This is a genomic window from Nocardia colli, from assembly GCF_008704205.1.
Taxonomy (GTDB): Bacteria; Actinomycetota; Actinomycetes; order Mycobacteriales; family Mycobacteriaceae; genus Nocardia; species Nocardia colli.
In genome coordinates this window covers 17,413-36,102 of sequence record NZ_VXLC01000032.1, presented here as the reverse complement: position 1 = coordinate 36,102, position 18,690 = coordinate 17,413, and the positions used below count along the sequence as shown (strand labels likewise).

Below are 18,690 nucleotides of genomic sequence, written 5' to 3'. Positions count from 1 at the left end.
GTTCCTCAACTCAGATTCTCGAGATAACCGGGATCTGTTCCGGCAGTGCCGGTCACTTGATACCGATCCGTCCGCAACCCCCACTCGAGATGGCCGCGCATCCAATTACGCAGGCCCGCAACATATTCGGCGGCGTGACGGCGGACCTCCGGGTCCGCGGGCAGCGCGTCGAGAACGCCGGCCAGACGGCGTTCACCCGCCAGGAAATCACCCAGCCTGCGGTCGATACGGCGGGTGACCTCGGCTGCCGCGTCCTCGGCTGTGCAGCCGGTGGCGTGTTCGAGCACGATGACGAAGTTGTGCACGTCGCCGCGCGCCCGCTCCTTGCCGACGGTCAGCACGTCGTCGGTCCAGCAGATGACATCCGCAGCGGCCCGGCACATTTCGGCGAACGACGGATCGGCGAGCAACCGATCCGGCAGCGGCGCATGCGCGACGAATTCCAGCACGTCCAGGGCCGGCCAGATCGCCCCCGCGGTCCGGCGGCGGGACGGGTACACGGCGAGATCCGGGATCCGGTGCAGCGCACGATTGGCCGCCTCCCAGGTGCAGCCCTCCAGATATTCGAGCAGATGCCGCGCGAATCGCCGGCGCCAGAACAGCGGCATCGCGGCCGCCATGCGCCGCCAGATGTCGCGCAGAGCGTCGGACAGCGGTCCGCCGTCGTGCGCCCGCCGCTGCGGCTGCTCGCCGCACACCGTGGTCAGGGGGCGCAGAAAAGCCCGCGTGGCCACCGGATCTCGCCCGACGGCCCCCTCGTCGAGCTGATCATCGAGCAGGAACAGCCACCCGAGCCAGTCCGCGGCGACGGACAACTCCGTGACACCGGACGCGGACGAATAGACCTGTGCCGCAAGCGCTCCCGCCCCGGTCCAGTCGAAACGGTGCTGCGCCGGAGTGGATCGGACCAGTCCGCGCGACCGGACCCAGCTCCGGGCGTGCGCTTCGGCTACGTCTGCCCAAGGACTCGGCGAAGCGACGGCCAGCCGCCGAACGCCGTCCCAGGGTGATCGTGAGGCCCGGCTCATGGTTGCCGGAGCAGCGGCAGGTTCACGCGTCCAGCCACCTTGTGTGCGGTGATCAGGGTGATCAGCGGGGCCAGTGCGTTGCGGACCGGGACGGCGGGCGCCGGGAGTTCCCGCCCGGCCGCGATCAGATACCGGTCCAGGGTGGTCCGGCCGCCGACCCAGCCGTGCTCGCCGAACCACCGTGCCGGTTCGGCCCGGCGCTCGTTGCGGATGAAGCGCCCCCACCGGGCGACGCCCAGCGATCCCGCCCGCTCGGCGGCCAGCGCCGAATACAGCTCGTCGGGCATCGAGGTCACATGCTCGACGCCGATCTGGCTGCCCGGCGCGGAGAGCGCGTCGATGGCCTCGAACAGAGCGTCCTGCTCCGTCGCGGACAGGTAGAGCAGCAGGCCTTCGGCCAGCCACGCGGTGGCGGCCGAGGGGTCGAAGCCGCTGTCTCGCAACACCGCCGACCAGTGCGAAGTCAGATCGGCGGCCACCTCGCGCCGCTCGGCCACCGGTTCGGCGCCGTCATCGGCCAGGGCGCAGCGCTTGAACTCGAGCACCTGCGGGCGATCCACCTCGTAGCAGATCGTGCCGTCGGGCCATGCCGATCGATAGGCACGTGCGTCGAGACCTGCGCCGAGCACGACGATCTGCCGCACACCGCCCTCGGCAGCCACGCGCAGATAGTCGTCGAAATATCTGGTCCGGGCGGCCAGGAATTCCTGAAAGAAGGTCCCGAAACCCGGGGAGCGCAAGGGATGTTCCACGGTTGGTGGCGCGTGGTCGTCGAACAGCGCCGCCCAGTGCGGCCCGGCGGCCCGGCAGAAGACCTCGGCAAACCGATCGCTCACCAGCGAATTCGATCGGCGTGCGGCGAGCCCGCGCGCCGCGGCGACGAGCAGGGCATTGGCAGCGACGCCGGAAAGAATATCCGCGCGCTCGGTTCGCCCGGTTTCGGATATTCGATTCATCGGCCACGCCTCGCTCGTTCGAACAGCGGTAAAAGATGAAATTACCGCGCGATAGCCGAGTGTCTGCCGAACCCTTCCCAACCGCGGGAGGAATTGATCGGTCTCGCCTGGCGCGGCACGAAGACGGGGGCTATGCCTCACTCAGACCGTCGGGCAGGCCATGCCGGAGTCACCGGGATCGAGCAGCGGGCTGTACCCGGGTTCACCGCGGAACAACGGCGCCCGGTGGGCTGCCCGGGCTTGATCGCAATTGTCGAATGCGCCACCCGCAGAACCGGTTTGGTTCAAGCCCGCTGACCCGATCGCCGCAGAGCCCGCGTCGACCACCGACGAACCGGTTCCCGAGGAGCCGGTGATCGGCTCGGCGAGCGCGGCCGGCGCCGCGAGAAATGTGAGGCCGATGCCAGCGAGAACAATAAGCTTGCGAACCTTCATCGGATCCTCGATCTATTGCGGTAGAACAGCTTTCGGACGAGCGACACCGCCATCACTGTCGTTACTGGCCGATAGCCTGTCAATCAGCTATTACCGAGCGTGGGAATACGAGGGGGCGGTTGTTATCCCAGGTCCGCCTCAGGGTTACCGGGCGACGGTGGCACCGGTGTGGAGTGCGAGCCCGGACTGGGGCGCTACTTCGGCGTGGAGTAGGCCGGTGTTGTCGATTTGGTAGGTCGGGCCGGTGCAGGTTCCGGCTTGGCGGGTGCCGTGCATGACGTCGCAGTAGCGGCCTGCGGGGAGGGAGGTTTGGTAGGTGCCGGTGGCTGGGACGTCTTCGCCGTTGAGGATGAGGTAGCCCTCGGTGCCGCGGCCGAAGGCGATGCGGTTGGCGCCGTTGTCGGACCAGTTGACTACCGGTTGGCCTTGGACCTGTTGGTGGAAGGCGACCATGGGGCCGATGCCGGGCCAGGCGTGTTCGCACTGCCAGTGGCCGTCGCCGCAGTGGGCGTCGGTGGCGCGGCCGAGCGGGTCAGACGGGGGTGCTTCGTCGTAGGAGTTGAATGCGTAGCCGCTCAACACTTTTGGGCGGCCATAGGGCCAGGCGAGCATGAACGCGTTGGCGAGGGTGTAGCGGTCGCCGTCGGCGTAGGTGAGGGTGGTGCCTTGGTGCTCGGTGTCGTGGTCGGCGACGAAGACCACGGATTTGCCGGAGGGCAACGCCGAGCCGAAGGTGCGCAGACCGGCCAGTCGGCCCTGGCGGAAAGTCTGGCTCAGGGCGCCGGCGTAGCGAAGGTCCATCACCGCGCCGGTGGCGAGGTATTCCTCGGGTTGCACGGGTTCGCCCGCGCCGTAGATGGCCTCCTGGTAGACGTAGGCCGGTCGGGTCAGGCGCTGCTCGATGGCCGAAATATCCTCGGGTGGTATGTGTTTGGCCGAATCGATGCGGAAACCGTCGACGCCGAGTGCGAGCAGATCGTTGAGGTAGCCGGCGATCCGGTCCCGGACAGTGTCGTTCTCGGTCGCCAGGTCTGCGCCGTTGAACGACTGGCAGTTGAACACCTGGAAGCGGTCGTAATAGTCCTGGACCGCGTCATTCGGCGTTCCGCAATGATGGAAGTCGCGATCACCGTAGGGCACTGTCGGATACGAATAATGGCAGTACGGAGTGCCGGCGCTGCCGATAGCGCACTCGGTCGTCGCGGACATGTTGTTGATCACCGCGTCGATGTACACCCGGACACCGGAGTCGTGGCAGCTGCGGACCATCGACGCCAGCTCGTCGCGCGTACCGAAGCGACTGTCCAGCTTGTAGGACACCGCGGAGTACCCCTGCCACCACGGAAATCCCTTGTCCGGCAACTGGGAATGCTCCTCCGGTGGCGCTGTCTGCACAGCGCCGTATCCGAATTTGCCGAGCGTCGCCTGACATTCGTGACCGATGGACCGCCAGTTCCACCCGAACATCTGCACGATCACATCCCGCCCCGCCGGCTCCTGCGCCGATACCTCGGCAGGCACCGCAACCCAAGTCGTCGTCACCGCGGTAACCAGCGCAAACACCCATACGCGGAACATAGGGAGACTGTAACCGAGCGTGCGCATCGAACAATGCCTGCTCGGGCGGGCCACCTAGGATCGACGGTATGGCGGTTCAGACAACTTGTTTGGTGGTATTCGCCGGTCGACCGGGATGCGGGAAGACCACTGTGGCCCGTGCGCTTGCCGACGAGATGGGGACGACGTTTCTACGGATCGACACCATCGAGGCGGCGATCGTGGCGACGTTGATGCCGTTCGAAGAAAACCCGGTCGGTTACGTCGCCGCCGCGTGGGTCGCCGAAGACCAGCTCCGGGGCGGCCGCTCCGTGGTCGTCGATGCCTGCAACAACGTGGAGGCGGCCAGGAAGATGTGGACCGACCTCGCCGGCCGGCTGAACGTAGCGCTCAGCTGGGTGGAGGTGATCTGCTCGGATGTGGCCGAGCATCGCCGCCGGGTGGAGACGCGCGTTCCGGATTGGCCGGGGCAGGGCAACCCGACCTGGGCGCAAGTGCAGGCCCGGCAGTGGGAACCGTTCACCGAACCTCGAATACTCATCGACAACATCGACGAGACCGGCACCGTCGCGGCGAAGGTCGCCGCGATCCGCGCCGAGCTGCCGACGAACTGAATCCGCACGAACGGCCGCCGAGGCCGGCATCTGTCGATCGGAAGCCGGAGTACAGCGGCGGCGCCCTACGCACATAGGGCGCCGCCGCCGACCGGGGTCGTACTCCCGATGGGTACACCCCTTTCCCGGGAGGGGACGGGTCCCGAGACATTTTCGAGTCTCGTATCGGCGATGTGGGACCGGTCCCGGCCGAATATGGCACCGGTAGGCCGAAACCCGTGCCATCACTGATATCCCATATACACACTCTTGGACCAGGTGTAGAAATCGACGGCTCGGGCACCCTGTTCGCGGAATGTATTCGTCGACGACTCACCTACCCCGCCGAACGGCACATTCAGGTCCAATCCCGTCGTCGGCCGATTGACCTTCACCACGCCGACTCGGGCGCGGGACGCGAAATCATAGGCGAGGCCAAGGTTTTTCGTGCACACGCCCGCACTGAGTCCATAGCGGGAGTCGTTGACCTTGGCCAGGCCCTCCTCGTAATCCGCGACTTCTACGACCGCGATGATCGGGCCGAAGATCTCGTCCCGCACAATCTGACTGTCGTGGACGGCGTCGGTGATCACTACCGGCGCGAAGTATTGTCCGGGAAGATCTTCGGGAGTGCCGACGTCGAATCCGGCCGCCTCGGCGTATGCCACCGCGTCTCGATCCCGGACAAGTTGCGCCGCGGAGATCACCGGCCCCATGGTGGTGTCCGCGTCGAGTCCATTGCCCACACGGTGGGCCGCGGCACGATCGCGGAGTGCCCGAACAAACGCTTCGCGCACACCCGGAGTGACGTAAACCCTCGATGTCGCCGTGCAGGCTTGGCCGGTCAGGCCGAAGCCGCCTGCCGCGACGACGGCCGCGGCCTGATCCGGATCAGCGTCGTCGAGCACCAGAAATGCGTTCTTGCCGCCCATCTCCAGCTGAACCCGCGCGTGACGCGAATTCGCGACATCCCGAATACGATTGCCTACCTCGGTAGAGCCGGTGAACGATATGGCCGCGATCTCCGGGTGCCCCACCAGGGCTTCCCCTACGACGGCACCGCGGCCGTGCACCACATTCAGCACGCCGGCCGGTAGCCCCGCATCCACCAGAGCTTCCGTCAAGTGAAACACCGACAGCGGAGTCAGTTCGGCCGGTTTGAGCACGACGGCGTTGCCGGATATCAACGCCGGCGCCATTTTCCAGGCGGGAATGGCGATCGGGAAATTCCACGGGGTGATCAAACCGACCACCCCGAGGGGCTTGGGCTGGGTGTACACGGTCGTGCGGGCGAAGCTGCTCGGGAGGATATCGCCGGTGCTGCGCCAGCCACCGGCACCGAAGAAACGCAGGACATCGATCGCGCGGCGGACTTCCCCGTGCGCCTCGGTGAGGGTTTTGCCCTCTTCCCTGGTGAGGTCGGTCGCGATCGCGTCGCGTCGTAGCCGGAGCAGTTCCGCGGCATCGAGGAGTACCGCGCCGCGGGCGATCGGAGACAGCGCGGCCCAACCACTCTGCGCGGCGACCGCGGCTTCGACCGCGGTCCGGATATCGACGGCGGTCGACCCGGGACTGACGGCGACGACGTCGGTGTCGTCCGCGGGATTTCGCCGTTCGATCTCCGGCGTTCCGGTCCGCTCACCGCCGATGAGATTGTTGATCGTAGTCATACAGTTGTTCCTTACAATTGGGCGAGCTTGGTTCAGAGGTTGCCGAGCAGTCCCCCGTCGCAACGGATCAATCCGCCGGTCACATACGACGCCGGTTCGCCGCAGAGGAACGCGGCAACGGCGCCCAGTTCATCCGGGCGGCCGTAGCGTCCGACCGGAATCCGGGACCGGGAGGCCGCGCGAACTTGCTCGACCGTTCGTCCGCTGTTCGCCGCGGCGAGTTGGTCCAGCGATTCGACCCGGCCGGTAGCGATTCGACCCGGCAGAACCATATTCACGGTCACACCGTCGACTGCCACCTCCGCGGCGAGCGTCTTGAGGTACGCGGCGAGCGCGGCCCGACCGAGATTCGACGTCGCCAACCCCGGCAGCGGCGCCTCGACCCCGCTGGAACCGATCGCGACAACGCGCCCCCACCGACGTCGGCGCATACCGGGCAGCGCACGGTTGACCACGCCGATATTGGCCGCCAGCAATATGTCGACCGCGCTGTGCAGAGCGGTCTCGTCGAGATCCGTCGCCCTGCCCGGCACCGGACCCGGTCCGTTCAGCACGACGATGTCGGGACCGTCGGACAGGATGTCGGCGGTATCGAAAATCTCGTCGGCGGCACCTGGCCGGCTCAGGTCACACACCACACCGGCCCCGCCCGGCAAGGAGTCCGCGACCCGCCGGACCTTCTCCGGATCCCGCCCGGTCACAACGACTTTCACGCCCTCGGCAGCGAGAGCTCGGGCAACGGCCGCGCCGAGTCCATCAGTCGAAGCAAGGACAACAGCGGTCCGGCCCGCGATACCGAGATCCATTACGCGGTCACCACCCCGGCAAGCGACAGATGATCAGCGAGAACATCGATCAACGACTCGGGGAGGGCTCGCGCCGGCGGCCGCACGGCTGCCTCCGAAATCAAACCCCGCCTGCGCAAGCATTCCTTTCGAATCGCCATCGCGATGCCTGGCTGTTGTTCGAACGCGATCAGGGGCAGATAACCGATCAACGCGGCGCGGCTTGCGGCAGCGTTTCCGGAGAACCATTCACGCACGCAGCTGACCAGCGCCTCGGGGTAAGAAAACCCGGTCATCGCCCCGGCCGCACCGACCGCCAACTCGTCGAGCAGATTTATGCCACCGAGGCCGCCGAATACCGGTACCGAGCACCGTGCGGTCAGTTCAGCGATAGCTACCGGTGTGGGCGGGGCCTCTGCCTTCACCGCCGCCACGAAATCGCACCGGACCGTCACGTCGCCCAGCACCGCGGAGGAGACATTCACCCCGGTGGTCGCCGGATAGTCCTGAATGACGATGCGCGCACCCGAGTCCCGGTGGATCGCGGTCAAATGGTTCTGCAATGCCTGGGGATCCACGCTGTTCACCTGCACCATGACTGCGGCCAACCGCTCGCCAACCAGGTCGGCAGCCATCTCGGCCTCATCGATGACCGGCGCCGTCGCCTGGGACGTACAGCCGACAACCAGGGGTAGGTGGGTAGTCGCGAGCACGGTCTCCAGCACGGTTCGCCGTTCCTGCCACGACAGCCGCGCGGCCTCACCGAAGACGCCGAGCACGGTCAGCCCCGTGACGCCGGCCTGCTCCGCGTGCTCGACCAGCCGGGCTATTCCGATGGTGTCGACCTCGAGAGCCGCTCCGGAAAACGGTGTCGCGAGCACACCCCAGACACCCGGTTCTACCGTTGTGATCATCGCTCACTCCACACCGGTTTGCGCTTCTGCCGGAACGCCGCGACTCCTTCGGCGGCGTCCGGGCTTTCCAACGCCGCCACCAAGGCCGGAAGTCGAGTCGCGCGGGCATCGACGGCGCTCATCTGGCCGGTACGGTTCACGATCTGCTTGATCGCCCGCAACGACGTCGGCGCACAGGCCAGGATGTCGTCGAGCCAGCGTCCCACTGCCGCATCGAGATCGGCGGGCGGTACGACCTCGTTGACCAACCCGGCATCGCACATCGATTGCGCGGTCATCCGCCGCCCGGTCAACAGAATCGCCATCGCTCGGGTGTGCGGGATGCGGCGTACGAGTTCGACGATGCCGCCGTCCAATGCCAGCCGGCCGACTCTCGGTTCGGTCAAACCGAGCTGCGCGGTTTCGGCGGCGACAACGATGTCGGCGCCGAGGACCAGCTCCATCCCGCCACCGAGGGCGAATCCGTTCACCCGCGCGATCACCGGAACATCCAGGGACCTGCGCAAACTGAGGCCGCCGAAGCCGTTCGGGTCGAGGTCGGCCCAGTAGGCCAACCCTTCCTTGCCGGTACCGGATGCGGACATATCCGCACCGGTACAGAACGCCCGCGTCCCCGCTCCGGTGATCACCACCGCGCGCACGCTCGGATCGTTTTCCACCGCGGTCCATATCTCGTTGCACCGTTCGAGGGACTTGCCGTCGATCGCATTGAGCACGTGCTGCCGGTCGATGGTGACCCAGGCGACCTGATCGATCAGCTCATACCTGATTTCGTCGAGGACAGGTTCGCTCACCGGATCACCCCGTCGGCGAGCAGAGCGGCGACCTGGTCGGCTGAGTAGCCGAGCTCGCGCAGGACCTCGGCATTGTGCTCACCGAGCCGAGGCGCGGTGCGCCGCACATGATTCGGTGTCGCCGACATACGAATCGGACTGTCCAGCACGCGGACCACGCCGCCGCGCGGACCCGGCATATTCACGAGCATCCGATTCGCCTTGGTCTGTGGATCGTCCAACGCTTCCTTCAACGACAGGACCGGGGCGCAGAGAATGTCTTGTTTCTCCAGCCGGCGCAACCAATAGTCGGTCGTTCCGGTCGCGAACCGCTCGCGGAAAATCGCTTGCAGCGCAGCACGATTCGTGACCTGGCCCGCCGGAGTGTCGAAACCTGATCGCTGGGACAGGTCTTCACCCAATTCCAAGGCGACACAGATATCCGCCAGCGGATTCTCTTTGAATGCGCCGACCATGCATACCGCGCCGTCCTCGGTCGGGAAGACACCCGTCAGCGGCATGGCGGCCCAGTTGATCTCGGCGTCCCGGTTCAGCTGGGTCGCCGCCTCCTGCATCTGCATGTGCAGCATCGAGTCGTACATGTTGACCTGAACCTTCTGTCCCCGGCCCGTGCGTTCCCGGGCCAGCAACGCGAGCAATATCGCCTGGCACAGATGCATCCCGGTCGTGTAGTCGCACAACGTGGTGGGGTATATGGACAACGGAGCTGACTCGTCGCCCCGTCGCCACATGACGCCGGTGTACGCCTGGGCGATGACGTCTTGTCCCCCTTTGTGCGCGTACGGCCCCGTCTCGCCGAATCCGGTGCCCGAGGCCCAGATCAGGTCGGGTTTGATCAGAATGAGATCGTCGTAGCCCAGGCCCATGCGTTCCATCACGCCGGCCCGGAAGTTGCTGACCACGACGTCGGCATGGCGTACCAGGTCGTGGATGATCTGTTTGCCGTTCGCGGTTCGCGTATCGATGGCCACGCTACGTTTGTTGCGGTTGATCGAGTAGAAGACGGGGTTGTCCTGACCGTCCTGATCGGGAAACGCATTGCGGCTCAGGTCGCCCTGCACCGGTCGCTCGATCTTGATCACGTCCGCGCCGTAGTCGGCGAGCATCTGGGTCGCGCTGGGTCCCAGATATACCTGGGTGAAGTCGATGACGACGACACCACCCAGTGCGGTGGTCGAGAATTCATCGTTGCTCATGCTGTCCTGACCTCGGTCGAATCGGTGTCGTCCAGGGTCGCGTTCGGGGCCGGCCGATCGCCGGGGTCCGCGCCTTGTGCCCGCATCCGGCGTTGGATCTCGACGGCCGGGACTTCGCGAACAGTCACCGACCGCTCGACCGCTACCGCCGCGGCGATACCCGCGGCCTGGCCCTGTGCCATGCACGGCGGTATTTCTCGGGATATACGCTGCGCCTCCGGTGTCGCCGAGTAATGCCGCCCGGCCACCAGTAACTGATCTACCGATCGGGGCAGCAACGCACGATAGGGCGTGTAGTAATCGCGGCCGCGGCACACGCTGTCCGCGAAATGCCTGCGGTTGAGTACGTCCTCCTTCGTGACGACGTACTCACCGGACAACAGCCGGGTCTGACGGACGCCGATCTGCTGCGCCACGTCGACGAGATAGGCATTCTCGAATCCGGCCAAGTTCGAACGAATCTCGGTGAGCGCGTTCTCGATACGGTCCCGCGCCTCGAACTCGGCGCCGGTCAGCGACTCCGGGTCGGCGCCGTCGAAGCCGGCCATATGCGGCGTGTTGCACCAGACCACCCCGGGCAGCGGTGTTTTGAGCCACCACAGCTCCCACGCGCCGCCGAGCAGACGTTTGATCTTGCGGTTGACCGCGCGAGCCTCGCGGGGATTCTCCTGTTCGAACCGTTCGGCGGCGTCGGTGTCGACGCCGCCGAGGCGGAAGACCAGCGTGACCAGATACTTGTCGGCAACGAAAGGCGCACCGGCGCGAGACGCTACGTCGATGTCGCCAGAGGTGTCGATGACGACCTCGCCCAGAATTGCCTGCGGCCCCTGCTTCGTCTCGACCACAACGCCTTTCATGACGCCGTCGTCCACGATCGGCCGGGCGAACCAGCTGTGCAGCCGTAGATGCGCGCCCGACTCGCGGACGAGCTCGTTGGACGTGGCCTTCCATCCATCCGGATCGAAAGCGACCGCGTAGCAGATCGGTTTCGGGTTGGTGTGGCTGTGAAAGTCATAGGCGCCCCATCGACTCCATTTGTTCCACATTGCTTGCGAGGTGATTCGTTCCGCGGCAGGCGGGTAGACGGCCAGTCCCTTCCGCGCCATCCGCTCGACATACTCGTGCACGATCCCTTGAACCGATATCTCGTCACCATTGGTCATGTCGTCGAGCACCAGAACCATGCCGCCGGAGGCCAGTCCGCCGAGCGCGGAATACCGCTCGACGAGGGTGACATCGGCTCCGCTACGCGCCGCCGCGACCGCCGCGCTGACGCCGGCCGGACCACCACCGACCACGACGACGTCGGATCGCCGGACAATCGGCGCAACCAAATCCGCTGTCGTGACCGATAAACTCAACTGTGTCATGTCTTCTCATTTCCCAGCGAATGTTCCGCTGTAAGTGCGTGCCAACAGGTACGTCACGATGCTGAGTATCGAAAGCACGGCGATATATGCCGCGAACAGCCACGAGACCTCGTGTTTGTCGAGCCACACGACCAGGTATGACGCGGTGCCGCCGAAGCACGCCACACCGATGCCATAGCCGAGGCCGGTCCCGGCGGCCCGGCAAGACTTCGGCATGAGGGAGGTCGAAACGACGTTGTAGAGCGTCATATTGAGGATCAGGATCACACCGCCGCCCAGCAGTACCACTGCGAACATGCCGAGGTCTGGACTGTCGTACACGAGAGCGATGAAGGCGGTTGGAATCGCGAGGGTTCTGGCGATCACAAATGCCCGCGACAGCCTGACCCGGTCGGCCCAGCGGCCGGTCAGCAAGGAACCGACCAGCATCATCACGCCGAGCGTGCTGGTAATGGCGAAGACCGCAGTCGGATCCGCGCCGCGACTCCGCGCAAGACTGGGTAACCCGACGATCCACGCGTAATTGAAAGCTTGCGCGGTCCCGACCACGAAGACGATCGCGACCACGCCCAGCCAGTGACTGCGAACCTCGCCCCACACCGCACGGGTATTCGTGATCACCTCGTGTTCTTTCAATGATTCCGGCAGCGATCGCCGCAAATACAGGACAACAAAACCCATCAATGCACCGACCAATACCGGCGCCCGCCAGCCCCAGGTCGACATGGCGTCGCCGCCGATCAAGAGGCTCGTGCAGAAACTGACCAGCGATGCCGAAAAGATTCCGAAGTTGACGAAGAAACCGATGAATCCGGCTGCCCGGCCCTCCTGTCCCTGCGGCATCAACTCCACGGCGTACACGGTCGACAGCGGCGCTTCGACCCCGGTCGACAAGCCCTGTACGATGCGGCAGGCCACCAACCCCACCCCGGCCCACACCCCCAGCTGGGAATAGGTGGGCAACAGTCCGACAACCGCGGTTGTACCCGCCATCGCGCCGATGCTCACCAACATCACCCGCCTTCGTCCCACCCGGTCGGCAATAGTGCCGAGTACGATGCCGCCGAGCGGCCGTGCGACAAATCCGACGGCGAATACCGCGAGCGCATCCAAGGTCGACGAGACCGGATCCCGATCGGCGAAGAATGATGGGCCGATGAATGCCGCCAACAGTCCGAATATCTGCCAGTCATACCATTCGAGCGTATTACCGAGACCCAGCCCGAACATAGCCCTCCGGGTCGGCTTGGATAAATTGTCATCCGCCGTCAGCGGGATCGGTGCTCGTGCTTGGTTCATCGCAGATCTCTTCGAACATTCGGGCCCGACCGACGATCGACTCGACCGGCCCGCTCGGAGTTCGAGTCATGTGTACTGAATCAAGTAATTCATCCGACGCGCCTGCACGGGCCGGAAACAATTACCAGGTAGGTGGCGTGCTCACCCAGATCGCCACGCATTCCTCGTCTTCGGAGGGGTTCACGTACCAGTGCGGCACGGTCGAGGCGTAACGGATGGAGTCACCCGCCTCGAGCCGGTGGCGCACGCCGTCGAGGTAGACGTCCTTGACCCCGGACAACACGATGCCGAACTCCTCGCCGGCATGTTGATAGGGGTTCGCGCTGGAGTCGTCGCCGGGCGGTGTCACCACCCAGCTCGCCTCGAGCGCCCCGCTGAGGTCGGGCGTCAACAGCTCGTATCGCCCACCGTCGCCGCGCACCCCGTGCCCGTCGATGCGTCGCCGTTCGGCTTTTCGAACAACCACATCCTTGGACTCGAACGGGCTGATCAGCAGTCCGACCGGAAGCTGCAACGCATGGGCCAACTGGACCAATGTGGTGAAGGCGGGGTTTCCGATTCCGCGTTCGAGCTGGCTGATCAATCCCGCGCTGACTCCGGCCAATTCGGCGAGCCGTTCGGTGGTGAGGCCGCGCTCTTTGCGGAGTACCCGGACCCGGCTGCCCATGTCGGTAAGCATCGCCGCGGCCGAGGTCGCATCGAACCGTCCGTCCGGTTTTCTTTCGTCCAAGGATCCTCCTCCGCATCGCTTCTGTGCCGCCGAAGGTACCGCGGTTTTCGTCACTATGTCAATGAATCTTCATTAAGATGAAGACTGTGAGCTGAGGGCGAGCCATCGAACGCTAGAGGAAAACAGCTGGGACCGGTCCCAGCTGCGCATGCAATGCTCACCAGCTCTGCTGCAGCTGGCACCGCCGCGGCTATCCGATGCGATAGCCGACGCCTTCAGCAAAAACTGCATGCCACTGGCGCGGCGCAGATCAGGAAGGGGCCCAACACTTTTCCACTGTCACGAACGACTCGAGGATCCGAACCACCATGAACAAGACGACAACAACCACCTTGCTTACCGCCGTGCTGGCAACAGCACTCGGCGTCACCGCGGCCGTCAGTTCCGCCGCACCGGCCGATGGCGGCGCCATCGAATTCAGCGCCCGCTCGACCGGCGTCTCCGCCACGATCAGCACGGGCTCGGGGGCGCTCGTCATCGAGGACGGCGTGCTCGAAATCGAAGCCGCGGACGGTACCGTCCTCGCCGGCACACCACTGCGCTTCCGGGTCGACGACTTCGAATTTCCCATCGAGGCAACGGTATCCCGCAACACCGCCACGCTGACCCCGGTGTACGACATCGCCCACGCCGTATACCAACCGGCCGCTCTCCCCTTCGAGGACCAGGCGCCATGGCGGACCGAGTACGAACGCGAGCGCGCCGCTTGGGACCGCATGACGGCCACGATCAGCATGGGCGCGACGCTCGGCACTCTGATCGGAGGCATCGGCGGCGCCGCTGTCGGCTGCATCCTCGGCGGTATCGCCGGCGCGACCGTGGCCGCCGCCACTATCGTCGGACTCTTCGGACCGTTCATCCCGGCCGCGGCGATCGGCTGCCTCGGCGGCATCCTCGCCGTGGGCGCCCTCGGCACCCTCGCCGGCCAGATCTTCATCACCGCCCCGATCGCGATCGGGGCCGTCATCCAATACTTCACCACGATCAATGCCCCATTCACACCGCGATGATCCGGCACCGGGACTTCCGCTGAAGGGGTCGCCTGCCGTCGGTGACGAGCGGCGTCAACCCTATTCCGTCGACTTGGCCCGTCCGGCCAGGACGATCTCGGTATCGCCCGGCCAGTCCCAGAACAGACCGTCCGGAGCCCGGACGGCAAGCAGGTCGCGCACCTCGCGGGCGAAGTCATCGAGACGGTCACCGAACAGGTGCGGCGCCGATGAGGAAAGCGAGAAGTACCCGGACAGTACGCTCTCGCTATCCCGCACGAGGTCGGGGATCCCGGGGACGAACAGCACCCGGGGTGTCCCGAAGCGGGTCTTTGCCAGCACGTCTTCGAAGCGGTGGGTCCGAATTGGGGATTTGCCCTGGCCCGCACGCCGGGTGGATCCGAGATACTTTTCCACCAGAGCCTTGATCTCGTCGTGCGGAATCGGCGGCATTCCGGGATTCGGTGGTCGAGGACGGCCGCTCACCGCGTGGACGATCAATGCCATGGCGCCGCCGGGCTCCACCATGTCATAGACGACCTCGGCGACCCGTCGTTCGTCGGTCCAATGGAACGACTGCCCGAAGGTGACCAGACGATACGGTCCGGGCGCCGCTGCGGGAAGATCCTCCGCAAGCGCGCGGACCCACCGAATGTTCTCGATGCCCTGTTGCTCCGCGGCCCGGCGTCCCTCCGTAAGCATCTCAGCGTCGGGATCGAGGCCGACGGCCTCCTCGAAGAGGTGGGCGAGACGAACCGTAAGGATCCCCGGGCCACAACCGCAATCCAGCATTCTGCCTGTGCTGTCAAGACCCAGCTCATCGGCGAGTGTCTGTTCGAGCCGGGCCGAGTACAGGGGACGACCATGTCGGTAGTGAGCCGCGGCGCCTTGGTAGATCGTCGGATCATATGGCATGGCTCCAGCATGCCCGGGAAGTACTCGGCGGCTACGCATCGGTGCACCGCCTCTTGACGATCGCGTGTTGTGTTCACAGCGCGGGATTGTGCTCTTCCGAAATCGGAAGCACGCCGATCTGATACAGGACGGTGATCCAGTGGGTTGCGCCGCTGTGCTGGACGATCTTCCCGTCTTCAACTCGGTCGATCCAGGCACCCGGGAATCGGAGGCTCTCGCCGGTGGGTTGCCCCAGGAAGCCGCTGCCGGAGTGGGTGCCGTGCACTATGCATTGAATTGCCACGAGATCATTTTCTGCGATAATTTGCTCGATGGTCGAGGAGAAGTCGGGTATTGCTTCCCATGCGATAGGCATGTATTCGGCCAGGGCTAGCAGGCCGGGGTGTTCGTCGAAGACGGTCAGGTCTCTATTGTTCATGCGTTCGTAAGCGTCTACTACAATCTGCTTGTTCCGCTCTTCGCGGGAAGCGGATTCGGCATCTCCGTGGGCTGAACTCATGATCTTCACATTCTCCGTTTCTATCGCGGTCGCTTGACCGGTGCGACAGGCTCGTCGAAATCGATGTGGTGCCCTTGCAGCCACATCAGCGATTCACCGTCGTCCTTGGCGGCCTTGCGGAAGCCGATGGGCAGTACGAGGTCGCGGATCACCCGCGCGACCGGGCCGGCGGCCTTGACATTGGCCGAGCGGTGTCCGAATTCGACGATCTTCTCGACCCGATCGCGGCGGATAGCATCGAACGTGGTGAAAGCGCCGGCCACGTCGGGGCAGTCGCGTAGGCATTTGGCGAGGATGACCGCGTCCTCGAGCGCCATGGAAGCGCCTTGCCCAGCAGACGGAGCGGTGGCATGTGCGGCATCACCGATGATGATCATGTTTGTGTTGTTGTGCCAATGCCGAACGACCGGCATGTCGTAGGTGGCCCACCCGATCATCGGTCCGGGCGCCGCGTCGATGATCTCGTGGGCGAGACCGACGTCGCCGACCATGAGTTCGTGCAGCCAGTATCGCCATTCCGCGTCCGTCTTACCCGAGAGCACGCCACGTTCGGGCTCGCGGGCCATAGGTGGATTGGCGAACCAGACGATGCCGCCGTCGGGAGTGTTGACCCACGCGAAGAAGCATCTGGTACCGAACTGCATCCGAAACTCTTTCGGCGGTACCTCGACGGAGAAGTCAGGGATGTAGCCACCGACGTTGAGTACCGGGACATACCGAGGCGCACGTGCACGAGGATCAATGACGGCGCGAACGCGGGAGTGGATGCCGTCGGCGCCGATGAGCAAGTCACCGACGGCGGTCGTGCCATCGGCGAAGCTCGCTTGAACGCGGCCGTCGGCAGTAGTGCGTGCCCCGATGAGTCGCTTGCCGTAATGGACCCCGGCACCGCGTTCGCGAGCGAGCTCACCGAGGGCTGTGTACAGGGCAGCGCGCGGCATCATCAGAGATTCCTGGCCGTCGGGACGCCGCGCGGCCATGGGGACTTGGCCCAAGAACTTGCCCTTACCGTTGATGAAGCTGATGGTGTCGACCTCGAAACCAAGCTTCTCCACCGGGCCTGCCGCGTCGATCGCACGTAAGGCATCCATGCCGTTGGCCTGGAAGTTGAGCCAGGCGCCGCGCTGCTCGGCGCGGGCTTCATCTCGCTCATAAATGCTCGACGAGAAACCGGCGCGGCGCAACGCCATGGACATGACCGGTCCTGCAACGCCGGCCCCGATGATCAGCGCGTGTGTCATGCGACGGCACTTTCCCCGGTGGCGCCCGTGGCGCTGGACAACGCCATCGCACCGGCCATGTTGGCCTTGGTGCCGGCGAGCGGCCTGGAATCGGTCGTCAATGGGATCGAGTTCGCGGACATTCAGCCTGCCTTTGGTTCAGAATGGAGCATCGAATTGGCCGAGCCAGTTCACTTGCCGATCATGTATCTTGGTGATCAAGCGACTGCGAATACCGAGTGTGGAAGAAGGGTCGCCGAAATGTCAAAAGAAATGCTTCCCATGGGCGGGAAGTTCGGCGCCGTCGTCGAGCGGTACCAGGCGGCGGTCGACGATTTCGACCGAGAAATGGCCCGGCTGCTCCGGGTGAACGAGACCGACCTGCGATGCCTGGAGATACTCGTGCAGGACGAACCGGAAACCGCCACTCCGGGGTTGCTGGCCGATCGGCTGGGTTTGACCACGGGCAGTGTCACCGCGATGCTCGACCGGCTGGAAAGGATTGGGTACGTTACCCGATCGCCGCACCCGACCGATCGCCGCAAAGTGATCATCCGGGCGACGGACACCACGGTAACGAGCGTCTTCGAATTCATTATCCCGTTGGTCGTGGAAGCCGAGCACGAACTGCTCAGTCGCTATAGCGCCGAGCAGCTCGATCTCGTCGCGGATTTCCTGACCCGTGCCACCGAATTGCAGCGCAATCATATGCAGAGACTCCGCAGGCTACGCTCGACATCGACGTGACATGAATTGACCACGGTCGAAGAAAAGAGGAGGAAGCCGTGGGCCTACCGTTCGCTGGTTCGTATACGTTTCTCGGTCGAGTCATTCGATTTCAGCTCACGTCGGCAATCACCGGAGAGACCTATGACATCCTGGTGTCCTTACCCGATGCAGTGACCGGCGGTAACCGAACCTATCCACTGCTCATCATGTTGGACGCCAACTTCAGCTTCGGCACCATGGCGGAAACGGCGGCGGTACAGGCGCTCATGGGTGAAGCGCAGCCGGTGATCATCGTGGGAGTCGGCACAGCCGCCGATCCGGCCACGCACTGGCTCCGGCGCCTGCGCGACTACACTCCGGGCGCCCCGCGGTTGGATTCCGCCTCCCCGACGGCGGCCATGATCCAACGCAAGCTGAGCGCTGTCGGGCACGACCCGCACGAGTGGATGGGACACGCGCCGGAGTTCCTCCGGTTCCTCCAGGACGAACCGCTGCCCCGGCTGATGACCGACTATCCCGTCGACAGTGCGGACATCGGGGCGTGTGGGCATTCGGCCGGCGGCGCATTCCTGAGCTACGTGCTCTTACGCAAGGCGCCGCCGTTCACCAAGCTCATCATCGGCAGTTTCGGCGTGAACTGGTACACCCCTGAAACACTCGCCCGACTCGAGCGCACCTTCGCCGGTTGCCCCGCTGGCCGGGAAGTCCAGGTCTATAGCGCCTTCGGCGGTGCAGAACTGGCGGACCACTCCATCAACGCGTTGTTGCGGGATAGCTTCGCCCTCCTCGATCGGCTCGCCGAGGCGGACCCCGGATACACCTTCACCCGCCAGGTGTTCGACCGGCAAGGTCACGGCTCGATGATCGCCTGCCTCGCGGCGAGCGGCATCCGGCACCTGTGGCCCGGTAAGCCCTATACCGAGGCCGCCGAGACGCGGTGAGCAGAGGCTCGTGGCACGCGTGCGCATCGGCCACTCCTCGGTCAACGCCGTGTCCGAAATTCGCCAGCTT

The 18,690-nt window shown here is 65.1% G+C and carries 19 protein-coding genes; 4 read left to right on the top strand and 15 right to left on the bottom strand.

Annotated features, from left to right (window positions below; all coding sequences use genetic code 11):
• Positions 1–5: 5 nt before the first annotated feature.
• The 4 genes from F3087_RS40545 to F3087_RS40530 all read right to left on the bottom strand — a co-directional run bounded on the left by F3087_RS40545 (position 6) and on the right by F3087_RS40530 (position 3,997).
• The gene (locus tag F3087_RS40545; protein ID WP_150407487.1) at positions 6–815 is read right to left on the bottom strand and encodes a terpene synthase family protein; all 810 of its coding nucleotides are present in this window, start codon (positions 813–815) and stop codon (positions 6–8) included.
• Positions 816–1,024: 209 nt separating this feature from the next.
• On the bottom strand, positions 1,025–1,984 hold the full coding sequence (locus F3087_RS40540; RefSeq protein ID WP_150407486.1) for an SAM-dependent methyltransferase: 960 nt from the start codon (positions 1,982–1,984) through the stop codon (positions 1,025–1,027).
• A 141-nt stretch (positions 1,985–2,125) separates the two neighbouring features.
• Positions 2,126–2,419, bottom strand: a complete 294-nt coding sequence (locus F3087_RS40535; protein ID WP_150407485.1) for an excalibur calcium-binding domain-containing protein — start codon at positions 2,417–2,419, stop codon at positions 2,126–2,128.
• Between the two features lie 144 nt (positions 2,420–2,563).
• Entirely contained in the window at positions 2,564–3,997 is a 1,434-nt protein-coding gene (locus tag F3087_RS40530) for an alpha-amylase (protein ID WP_150407484.1), read from the bottom strand.
• 68 nt (positions 3,998–4,065) lie between these two features.
• On the opposite strand from F3087_RS40530, the gene F3087_RS40525 reads away from it, so the two are divergent.
• Positions 4,066–4,590, top strand: coding sequence for an AAA family ATPase (locus F3087_RS40525; RefSeq protein WP_150407483.1), 525 nt, complete (start codon positions 4,066–4,068; stop codon positions 4,588–4,590).
• A 224-nt stretch (positions 4,591–4,814) separates the two neighbouring features.
• Here F3087_RS40525 and F3087_RS40520 read toward each other — a convergent pair whose 3' ends face one another.
• The 8 genes from F3087_RS40520 to F3087_RS40485 form a co-directional block, all read right to left on the bottom strand.
• Positions 4,815–6,239 carry an aldehyde dehydrogenase family protein gene (locus tag F3087_RS40520; protein WP_150407482.1) on the bottom strand — a complete coding sequence of 475 codons (1,425 nt, stop codon included), beginning with the start codon at positions 6,237–6,239 and terminating at the stop codon, positions 4,815–4,817.
• A 32-nt stretch (positions 6,240–6,271) separates the two neighbouring features.
• A complete protein-coding gene (locus F3087_RS40515) occupies positions 6,272–7,045 on the bottom strand; it encodes an SDR family oxidoreductase (protein ID WP_150407481.1) in 774 nt (257 codons plus the stop codon).
• A complete protein-coding gene (locus F3087_RS40510) occupies positions 7,045–7,938 on the bottom strand; it encodes a dihydrodipicolinate synthase family protein (protein WP_150407480.1) in 894 nt (297 codons plus the stop codon). The genes F3087_RS40515 and F3087_RS40510 overlap by 1 nt, the downstream gene beginning before the upstream one ends.
• Complete coding sequence (locus F3087_RS40505; RefSeq protein ID WP_150407479.1) at positions 7,935–8,732, bottom strand: enoyl-CoA hydratase-related protein; 798 nt, start codon at positions 8,730–8,732, stop codon at positions 7,935–7,937. Before F3087_RS40505 ends, F3087_RS40510 begins: the two co-directional genes overlap by 4 nt.
• Entirely contained in the window at positions 8,729–9,928 is a 1,200-nt protein-coding gene (locus F3087_RS40500) for a CaiB/BaiF CoA transferase family protein (RefSeq protein WP_150407478.1), read from the bottom strand. The genes F3087_RS40505 and F3087_RS40500 overlap by 4 nt, the downstream gene beginning before the upstream one ends.
• Complete coding sequence (locus F3087_RS40495; RefSeq protein ID WP_150407477.1) at positions 9,925–11,298, bottom strand: FAD-dependent oxidoreductase; 1,374 nt, start codon at positions 11,296–11,298, stop codon at positions 9,925–9,927. The genes F3087_RS40500 and F3087_RS40495 overlap by 4 nt, the downstream gene beginning before the upstream one ends.
• Before the next feature lie 6 nt (positions 11,299–11,304).
• Complete coding sequence (locus F3087_RS40490) at positions 11,305–12,597, bottom strand: MFS transporter (protein WP_150407476.1); 1,293 nt, start codon at positions 12,595–12,597, stop codon at positions 11,305–11,307.
• Between the two features lie 121 nt (positions 12,598–12,718).
• Positions 12,719–13,327, bottom strand: a complete 609-nt coding sequence (locus F3087_RS40485) for a helix-turn-helix domain-containing protein (protein WP_223885723.1) — start codon at positions 13,325–13,327, stop codon at positions 12,719–12,721.
• A 308-nt stretch (positions 13,328–13,635) separates the two neighbouring features.
• Here F3087_RS40485 and F3087_RS40480 point away from each other — a divergent pair, with 308 nt between their 5' ends.
• On the top strand, positions 13,636–14,337 hold the full coding sequence (locus tag F3087_RS40480) for a hypothetical protein (RefSeq protein WP_150407475.1): 702 nt from the start codon (positions 13,636–13,638) through the stop codon (positions 14,335–14,337).
• 60 nt (positions 14,338–14,397) lie between these two features.
• On the opposite strand, the gene F3087_RS40475 is transcribed toward F3087_RS40480, so the two are convergent.
• From F3087_RS40475 to F3087_RS40465, 3 genes are read right to left on the bottom strand one after another with little or no spacing between them, the layout of a single operon-like run.
• Complete coding sequence (locus F3087_RS40475; protein WP_223885722.1) at positions 14,398–15,270, bottom strand: class I SAM-dependent methyltransferase; 873 nt, start codon at positions 15,268–15,270, stop codon at positions 14,398–14,400.
• 34 nt (positions 15,271–15,304) lie between these two features.
• Entirely contained in the window at positions 15,305–15,730 is a 426-nt protein-coding gene (locus tag F3087_RS40470) for an ester cyclase (RefSeq protein ID WP_223885730.1), read from the bottom strand.
• 20 nt (positions 15,731–15,750) lie between these two features.
• On the bottom strand, positions 15,751–16,971 hold the full coding sequence (locus F3087_RS40465) for an FAD-dependent oxidoreductase (protein WP_150407473.1): 1,221 nt from the start codon (positions 16,969–16,971) through the stop codon (positions 15,751–15,753).
• A 27-nt stretch (positions 16,972–16,998) separates the two neighbouring features.
• On the opposite strand from F3087_RS40465, the gene F3087_RS40460 reads away from it, so the two are divergent.
• Both F3087_RS40460 and F3087_RS40455 read left to right on the top strand, forming a co-directional pair.
• Positions 16,999–17,697, top strand: a complete 699-nt coding sequence (locus F3087_RS40460; RefSeq protein ID WP_223885721.1) for a MarR family winged helix-turn-helix transcriptional regulator — start codon at positions 16,999–17,001, stop codon at positions 17,695–17,697.
• Between the two features lie 188 nt (positions 17,698–17,885).
• Positions 17,886–18,620 carry an alpha/beta hydrolase gene (locus F3087_RS40455; protein WP_150407472.1) on the top strand — a complete coding sequence of 245 codons (735 nt, stop codon included), beginning with the start codon at positions 17,886–17,888 and terminating at the stop codon, positions 18,618–18,620.
• Positions 18,621–18,690 lie beyond the last annotated feature (70 nt).